At 36.9% G+C, this 7,454-nt stretch carries 8 protein-coding genes and 1 pseudogene; 6 read left to right on the forward strand and 3 right to left on the reverse strand.

The features are described from left to right. Positions 1–268 precede the first annotated feature (268 nt). From PN471_RS15060 to PN471_RS15080, 5 genes are all read left to right on the forward strand, one after another. A complete protein-coding gene (locus PN471_RS15060) occupies positions 269–1,573 on the forward strand; it encodes an O-acetylhomoserine aminocarboxypropyltransferase/cysteine synthase family protein (protein WP_271777549.1) in 1,305 nt (434 codons plus the stop codon). Positions 1,574–1,642: 69 nt separating this feature from the next. Then, positions 1,643–2,704, forward strand: a complete 1,062-nt coding sequence (gene metX, locus PN471_RS15065; RefSeq protein ID WP_271777550.1) for a homoserine O-acetyltransferase MetX — start codon at positions 1,643–1,645, stop codon at positions 2,702–2,704. Between the two features lie 30 nt (positions 2,705–2,734). Continuing rightward, positions 2,735–2,962, forward strand: coding sequence for a 4Fe-4S dicluster domain-containing protein (locus tag PN471_RS15070; protein WP_027401230.1), 228 nt, complete (start codon positions 2,735–2,737; stop codon positions 2,960–2,962). A 10-nt stretch (positions 2,963–2,972) separates the two neighbouring features. Then, positions 2,973–3,932, forward strand: a complete 960-nt coding sequence (locus PN471_RS15075; protein ID WP_271777551.1) for a HEAT repeat domain-containing protein — start codon at positions 2,973–2,975, stop codon at positions 3,930–3,932. Positions 3,933–3,934: 2 nt separating this feature from the next. Beyond that, positions 3,935–4,477: a protein-tyrosine phosphatase family protein gene (locus tag PN471_RS15080; protein ID WP_271777552.1), complete on the forward strand. Its 543-nt coding sequence runs from the start codon at positions 3,935–3,937 to the stop codon at positions 4,475–4,477. A 46-nt stretch (positions 4,478–4,523) separates the two neighbouring features. Here the strand turns inward: PN471_RS15080 and PN471_RS15085 are convergent, their stop codons facing one another. After that, the gene (locus PN471_RS15085; RefSeq protein ID WP_271777553.1) at positions 4,524–5,066 is read right to left on the reverse strand and encodes a DUF2808 domain-containing protein; all 543 of its coding nucleotides are present in this window, start codon (positions 5,064–5,066) and stop codon (positions 4,524–4,526) included. A gap of 319 nt (positions 5,067–5,385) precedes the next feature. Beyond that, positions 5,386–6,306 carry a DUF4351 domain-containing protein gene (locus PN471_RS15090; RefSeq protein ID WP_271777554.1) on the reverse strand — a complete coding sequence of 307 codons (921 nt, stop codon included), beginning with the start codon at positions 6,304–6,306 and terminating at the stop codon, positions 5,386–5,388. A gap of 406 nt (positions 6,307–6,712) precedes the next feature. Between PN471_RS15090 and PN471_RS15095 the strand changes: the two genes are divergently transcribed. Beyond that, positions 6,713–7,249, forward strand: coding sequence for a hypothetical protein (locus PN471_RS15095; protein ID WP_271777555.1), 537 nt, complete (start codon positions 6,713–6,715; stop codon positions 7,247–7,249). Positions 7,250–7,317: 68 nt separating this feature from the next. On the opposite strand, the pseudogene PN471_RS23480 reads toward PN471_RS15095, so the two are convergent. Further along, positions 7,318–7,454: pseudogene (locus PN471_RS23480) on the reverse strand (IS4 family transposase); the annotation flags it as partial.

Raw genomic sequence — 7,454 nt, forward strand, 5'->3', positions numbered from 1 at the left:
AACGAAAATCCCTCGTTTCAGGCTTTTGGTGATTAACTTCTGCTCAATAGCGAGCGCTCAAAAATCATCAAAAAATCACGTTAAAATGCCCGAAACCCATACCTCATATTTGGTTGATCCTGTCAATGCGTAAGTCCTATATTTCTAGAACTTACGCACAAATTACGGATAAACGAACCGCAGAGGACACAGAGAAATAAGAGTTTGAGAGGTTTTTGCGTAAGTCCGAATTTCATGTTTTGATAGTCAACCTATTTAAATACTAACTATGTCAGAAAATTATCGTTTTGAAACCCTACAAGTCCATGCTGGACAAGAACCTGCACCTGGTACTAATGCCCGTGCTGTACCAATTTATCAAACCACTTCCTACGTTTTTGATGATGCTGAACATGGAGCGCGGTTATTTGCTCTCCAGGAGTTTGGTAACATTTATACCCGGATTATGAATCCGACAACGGATGTATTTGAAAAACGGATTGCGGCTTTAGAAGGGGGTGTAGCAGCTTTAGCCACTGCAAGTGGTCAAGCAGCGCAATTTTTAGCCATCAGTACGATCGCTCAAGCAGGAGATAATATTGTTTCTACCAGTTTCCTCTATGGGGGAACTTATAACCAGTTCAAAGTTACTCTTCCACGATTGGGAATTAATGTCAAATTTGTGGAAGGAGATGATCCAGAAAATTTCCGTCAAGCAATTGATGAAAACACAAAAGCCTTGTATGTTGAAACCATTGGTAATCCTCAATTCAATATCCCAGACTTTGCTGCTTTAGCCCACATTGCCCACGAAAATGGCATTCCTTTAATTGTAGATAATACCTTTGGCGCGGGTGGATATCTAGCACGACCCATTGAACATGGTGCAGATATTGTTGTCGAATCTGCTACTAAATGGATTGGAGGACATGGTACATCCATTGGTGGCGTAATAGTTGATTCTGGTAAATTTGATTGGGGTAACGGCAAATTTCCCCTCTTTACCGAACCTTCCCCCGGTTATCATGGATTGAATTTTCAAGAAGTGTTTGGAAAAGGTAGTCAATTTGGTAATATTGCCTTTATTATTCGCGCCAGAGTCGAAGGATTACGAGATTTTGGCGCAGCATTGAGTCCATTTAATGCTTTTCTATTACTTCAAGGATTAGAAACCCTTTCCCTGCGTGTAGAACGTCATATCAACAATGCTTTAGAATTGGCCAAATGGTTAGAACAACAAGAGCAGGTAGCATGGGTTAATTATCCCGGACTTCCCAATCATCCATATCATGAACGCGCTAAAAAATATCTTCGACATGGCTTTGGAGGAGTTCTCAATTTTGGTATTAAAGGTGGATTAAAAGCAGGTAAGGCTTTTATTAGTAATGTGAAATTAGCCAGTCATTTAGCAAATGTTGGTGATGCTAAAACCTTGGTAATTCATCCTGCGTCTACAACCCATCAACAGCTAAATGATACCGAACAAATTTCCGCTGGTGTAACACCTGATTTAGTGCGGGTATCTGTGGGAATTGAACATATTGATGATATTAAGGAGGACTTTGAACAGGCATTTAAGAAGGTTTCTGGCTAATATACCAAAAGATCTCCGACTTATTTAAGAAGTCGGGAATCTAGATATCTATAGCTAATTGCTAATTTTATGAAATACCTAGACTTTATTTCAGCAAAAACCCAGTTTTATCAACTCTCAGCACCATTTTCACTCTTATCTGGTGAACTATTAATTGGTGTTCAGGTTGCTTATCGTACCTGGGGAAAATTAAACGCAATCGGCGATAATGGAGTCTTAATTTGTCATGCTCTAACTGGTTCTGCTGATGCTGATGATTGGTGGGGAGATTTGTTTGGTTCAGGAAAAGTCTTTGATCCTAATCAGGATTTTATCGTGTGCAGCAACATTTTAGGAAGTTGTTACGGTACAACTGGAGCAACTTCTATTAACCCAAATACAGGAAAGGTTTATGGTGGATCTTTTCCGAGAATTACAATTAGGGATATGGTTCACCTCCAAGCTGCACTATTAGAATATTTGGATATTCAATCTCTACAGTTAGTAATTGGCGGTTCATTGGGTGGAATGCAAGTTTTAGAATGGGCTTTATTGTATCCAGAAAAGGTGAGAGCGATCGCACCAATGGCTGCACCTGGAAGACATTCAGCATGGTCTATTGGCTTGAGTGAAGCACAAAGACAGGCAATTTATATAGATCCAAATTGGCAAGGGGGAAACTATACAATTGATGCACCTCCGAACCAAGGATTAGCAGTAGCGAGAATGATGGCAATGATTAACTATCGTTATTGGGATAGTTTTACAAATCGTTTTGGCAGACAGCAGGATGAATCTAATCAGTTTACCATATCTAGTTATTTACAATATCAAGGTCAAAAACTAATAGAACGTTTTGATGCTAATACTTATATTACATTAACTCAAGCAATGGATAGTCATGATGTTAGTTGGAACAGAAAAGATTATCAATCAGTTTTACAAAGTATCAAACAACCAACTTTAGTTGTATCCATTGATTCTGATGTTCTTTATCCTCCAGTGGAACAACAAGAATTAGTAGATTTAATCCCTCATGCTCAATTGGGGTTGCTCAAATCAACTCACGGACATGATGCGTTTTTAATTGATATGGAGGAATTGAATAAAATGGTAATTTCTTTTAGGGAAGAATGGGAATTTTTTGTTTAATTTTTAATAAAATTAGGGAGTGATAAATTTATGGCTTTAATTAATCAAAGAGTTGATGTTCCAGTAATTGTTGATGAATCTAAATGTTTAGAAAAATGTGTGGCTTGTATTGAAGTTTGTCCTTTGGATGTATTAGCAAAAAATCCAGAGACGGGAAAAGCATACATGAAATATGATGAATGTTGGTTCTGTCTACCCTGTGAAAAAGAATGTCCAACCAACGCCATTACAGTCCAAATTCCTTTTTTATTGCGGTAGAGGTGCAGAAATGTTTACAGATACAGATTCAGAGTTAAATCAATGGTTGGAAATGTTGCGATCGCCTGATGTGAGCGATCGCCTAGTTGCGGTAAAATCTCTACAGCATCTTGGAGAAGACGCAGCAGTTGACGCTTTAATTATCGCACTGGAAGACGAAAGCACCGCAGTCCAAAAAATTGCCGTATCTGCACTTTGGGAACTTGCTAATCCTGTTGCTGTACCTGCTTTATTAAAAACTCTTGCTTCCCCAGATATAGAAGTTCGCACCGAAGGATTATCAGCTTTAGGTGAATTAGTCACCACAGATCATTTATTGCTTTTATTGGATGCACTACATCAAGAAAATATCAATCTCCAAGTTAACATCTTAATCTTATTGCGGAAGATACATGATGTTCAATCTCTACCTGCGGTGTTATCTTTCTTTGATTCTAAATATCCACAACTACGAGAAACTGCTATTACAACTCTACGCTATTTAAACCAAGTGCAAATATGTCCACCTGCTTTATCATTAATCAATGATCCTGATGCAAATGTCCGTCGTGCAGCAGCTTTAACTTTAGGACATTTAGCAGATCAAGAAATTGTAGAATTATTAACTCAAGCACTCACTTCTGATCCTGATTGGCAAGTACGACGCAATGCAGCTAAATCCCTAGCTATTCACGCTAATTCAGACGCAATTCCGGCGTTAAAAGTTGCCTTAAAAGATGAATATTGGCAAGTGCGAAAATTCACACTTCAAGTATTACAAAAAACGCCAGATGAAAATTTATTACCTGATTTGATTATAGCATTAACAGACGAATATTCTGATGTGAGAAAAGAGTCAGCAATAGCACTTGGTAATTTAGATAATGCCCAGGCTTTAAATGCTCTACAACAAGCACTAGATGACCCTGATCGTGATGTTTCTATTTACGCAGAAAAAGCAATAAAAAAGATTCAAAATTTAGACATTTAAAGATGTACAAATTTGCTGCTGCTTGGGAAAAAGAAACAATCGTATTTGGTGCTTCTCAACCTGGATATTCAAATCAACAGGTAGAAGACTGGATTAAGTTTATGAAATCGCAAAATATCAAGCGAGTTTGTTGTTTACTTAGTGAAAAACAACTAGCTAATTATGCACATCTTTTAGATACATATCGGCAAGAATTTGGTAATCAACAAGTTTGTTGGACACCAATTGAAGATTTTCATTTATGTGATTTAGAAACACTTACACAGAAAATACTGCCTTTTTTGATCACAGCAAATCAAGAAAATGAAAAAGTAGTTGTACATTGTGCTGGTGGAATTGGCCGCACTGGACATATCTTAGCAGCTTGGTTAGTGAGTGTTCGGGAATTTTCTAACAAAGATGCGATTTCTGCTGTAAAGAAAACAGGTAGAAATCCTGATGAAGCTGTAATTGCTGCTCCAAGGTTAGGAAAAAATCCGTTTCAAGTGGCAGAAGAATTGAATTTGTTACTGAATAGTTGTCGTTTAGCATTCTTAACCAATTGATGGATATTGCTGAATTTGTCTGAAAAATCAGCAATTTATAAACACGTTACCATTGATAAAATAGGTGATTATCAAAACTATTATAAAATTGGAATCTAGCAGTTCCCACAACTAACTTATTCGCCTTTTCACCAGAGGAAATAACATGAACTTGAAATAGATAAATACCTTCACTAGCGGGATTATAAAAAGGTTTTAAAGCGATATTAATTGTTTGATTCGCAGAAACTGGTTTATCAAAAGTAGCAATGACAGTTTGTGGTTGAGTTGAACTCTTGCTGAGGGTAATACCTAGCTTTTCTTTTTGTCCACTTGCTTCTATAAAAGCAAAACTGTCTTTCTGATTGAATTCAATATTTTCTACACCTTCTATTTGTGTTAAAACAACCTGTTGCAGTTGCCAATTAGCCAGAGATTCTGGTAATTTGATTGTAAAATAATAAGTTGCATCCCAAGAACCTGTTTGATTATAAGTTGTTTTGACATTTAACAACGGTTTTGGTGGTATCCCGTAGGTAGTAGGCACAGATAACAAAAAGATTCCTGTACTAATAGCTAGGGTTTTACAAAGAGTTTTGAAACTGTTCATATTTTTAGAATTTGATATTTTAAATAGGTTTTTCTATTGCATTACACCCTTTCAATTTAGCAAGTGGAACTTATTAATGATTACAATACTGTTTGGTTAAGAGTTTTTGTAGGTTGGGTTAAGCGACAGCGCAACCCAACAAAAGTCTGTAAATGTTGGGTAACAAGAACGTCAAACGCCATTCGCCACAAGCCGGGAAACCCGTCCAAGGCGATGGCTCCCCAACCTACCTGATTTAATGTTTTTAGATTATGACAAGTATAGGTTGTTTGAAAAATGGTTCTAATTGCATGATTAACTCCGTAATAATCAAAATGAATTAAATTGAGTGTTGGGTTAACCAAGCTTCTAAATCAGCAACACTAGAAAAGTCTAATAATGCCTCTCCTAAATTTTCTAACTGTTCAATTGATAATCCTGTAATTCGCTCGATTAATAACGAATCAATTTCCCCAATCCGACGATGTAGTAGACGCAGTATTAAGTTTTTTTCTCCTTCTTGCTTTCCTTCTTGCTTTCCTTCTTGTCTTCCTTCTTCTTTAGCTTGTTCTCTATTTCTTTGATAAAGTGGTTCTAATCGCATAATTAACTCCCTATCATCTGTTTCTAGTTTTTGATTTACTCTCAAATTTTCGCGCAAGTTGTAAACTAATTCCAGGGTGGTTTTTTGGTAAGGGTGATCTAATGGTAACGCTTGCAACTCGATAATTGCTTGTGATTGTACGCTTCCCCTACCCAAAAGCCTCAACCATAAAGTCTCCGGTGTTTGTGGTAGTTGGTGTATTGCCACAATTGCTGTTCGCAAGGGATCTGCTAAAAAGTGTACTCCCGATAACCAACCTTCTTGTTGGATAGTTCTAAAGCTAGATAAACGAGTTTCAGAAATAGTGGGGGTTAAAATCCACAATTTAGGAATTTCTGACTCCTGAAGTTTGATTTTATTGGCTTTGGCTTCTCGTCGCAATGAAGCCTTGACTTCTAATAACTTGAGAATACAGTCGCAGATTTCATCGGTAGAAGCTGGATTGCGGTATGGTTCTATTATCGCAGGATTTTCGGCAAGTCTTCCTAGTAAGCCCAGTATTTGTAATTTAGAACTTTGTTGTTTAGCAGGTGTGAATAAAACATCTATTTCTTTAATTTCTCCTGAGACTTTTTCTGATGCTTTGACTTCTCCGTAATCTTTTAATAATTCTTCTAGATAGTCTTTGGCGAATTTATCATGTATAAACCTAGTCATTAAATTTTAATTTTGAGTAAAATCTGGGAAATAATTTGGATTTCTATTATATGGCAGTTATGAATTTTCTGTAAGAGGATGTTGGAAAATTTTTGGTGTTGTATTCAATACTTTGAGATCCCCGACTTCTTTGAATGATCCTCTAATAGACCAATTAAGTATGGATGCCATACAATATTATTTGCACTCATTTACTTCATATGATGTGTATTTAAATGCTAAATTACTAACAGGCTAAACACCAGACTCATTTTATCTTGAATTACTTATGACCGTAGTTAGAGCTATTCCCGAACAAGGTCAACTGGTGAATGTGCGATAGCGAAGCGCTCCGTAGGAATCGCGTCAATATGTTGTCAGTGATGTTCATCATACCAGCTTACCCACTAACCCCGTGTTGGGTGGGGTGACAAAAACCCAGCATTTGGTCAAACTCTCTTCTGTAGAAGATGATGGTTTGGGGGAAGAATTACAGGTAATTTGGGAATTGGAAGTGGGGGCGCGTATTTATGAAAAAATGGAATTACCCCAACCCAAAGGTTTTGACTCACCAGAAAGGTTAGATGCTTTTCTCGATGCAGTAAGATGGGGTGCAGCTTCCACTGCTGATATTCGCACTGTACAATCACCTTTTCGCAGTGGTATAGATATTGAAGATTATCAATTAGATCCGGTAGTACGGGCAATTCAAATGCCCCGTGTTAACTTATTAATTGCTGATGATGTGGGTTTAGGTAAAACCATAGAAGCTGGTTTAGTAGCCCAAGAATTAATTATCCGTCATCGTTGCCATCGGATTGTCATAGTCTATATATACTTGGGAAAAACCAGTTACATAAAAACATTATGGCTGATAAAATTTATCCTATTAATCCTGCAAAAATTGGTAATCAAAATGGGTTTCGTCTCCCGCAATCTTTTTTTAAAGATTATCCCCATTTAGCTAATGCTTCAGGTTATTTACAGGTATTATCCGATAACACATTGTTAGTAAAATTAGATACGAATGATCTAAGTACAGGACAAAAAATTGAGAGAGAGAAGAAAGTCGTCATATTTCAAATCTAAATCAGTAACAAGAGAACGCAGATAATCTAAACCGTAACGAAAAACACTTTTAGCAAAACGTCCATGTTTCTTGATTTTGA

The organism is Aphanizomenon sp. CS-733/32 (assembly GCF_028330045.1).
Classification (GTDB): Bacteria; Cyanobacteriota; Cyanobacteriia; order Cyanobacteriales; family Nostocaceae; genus Dolichospermum; species Dolichospermum gracile.

Bases quoted from the DNA above. Each gene is read 5' to 3' on its own strand.
- PN471_RS15060 (WP_271777549.1), top strand. From the start codon at position 269: ATGTCAGAAAATTATCGTTTTGAAACCCTACAAGTCCATGCTGGACAA.
- PN471_RS15075 (WP_271777551.1), top strand. From the start codon at position 2,973: ATGTTTACAGATACAGATTCAGAGTTAAATCAATGGTTGGAAATGTTG.
- PN471_RS15085 (WP_271777553.1), bottom strand. From the start codon at position 5,066: ATGAACAGTTTCAAAACTCTTTGTAAAACCCTAGCTATTAGTACAGGA.
- PN471_RS15070 (WP_027401230.1), top strand. From the start codon at position 2,735: ATGGCTTTAATTAATCAAAGAGTTGATGTTCCAGTAATTGTTGATGAA.
- PN471_RS15080 (WP_271777552.1), top strand. From the start codon at position 3,935: ATGTACAAATTTGCTGCTGCTTGGGAAAAAGAAACAATCGTATTTGGT.
- metX (WP_271777550.1), top strand. From the start codon at position 1,643: ATGAAATACCTAGACTTTATTTCAGCAAAAACCCAGTTTTATCAACTC.
- PN471_RS15090 (WP_271777554.1), bottom strand. From the start codon at position 6,306: ATGACTAGGTTTATACATGATAAATTCGCCAAAGACTATCTAGAAGAA.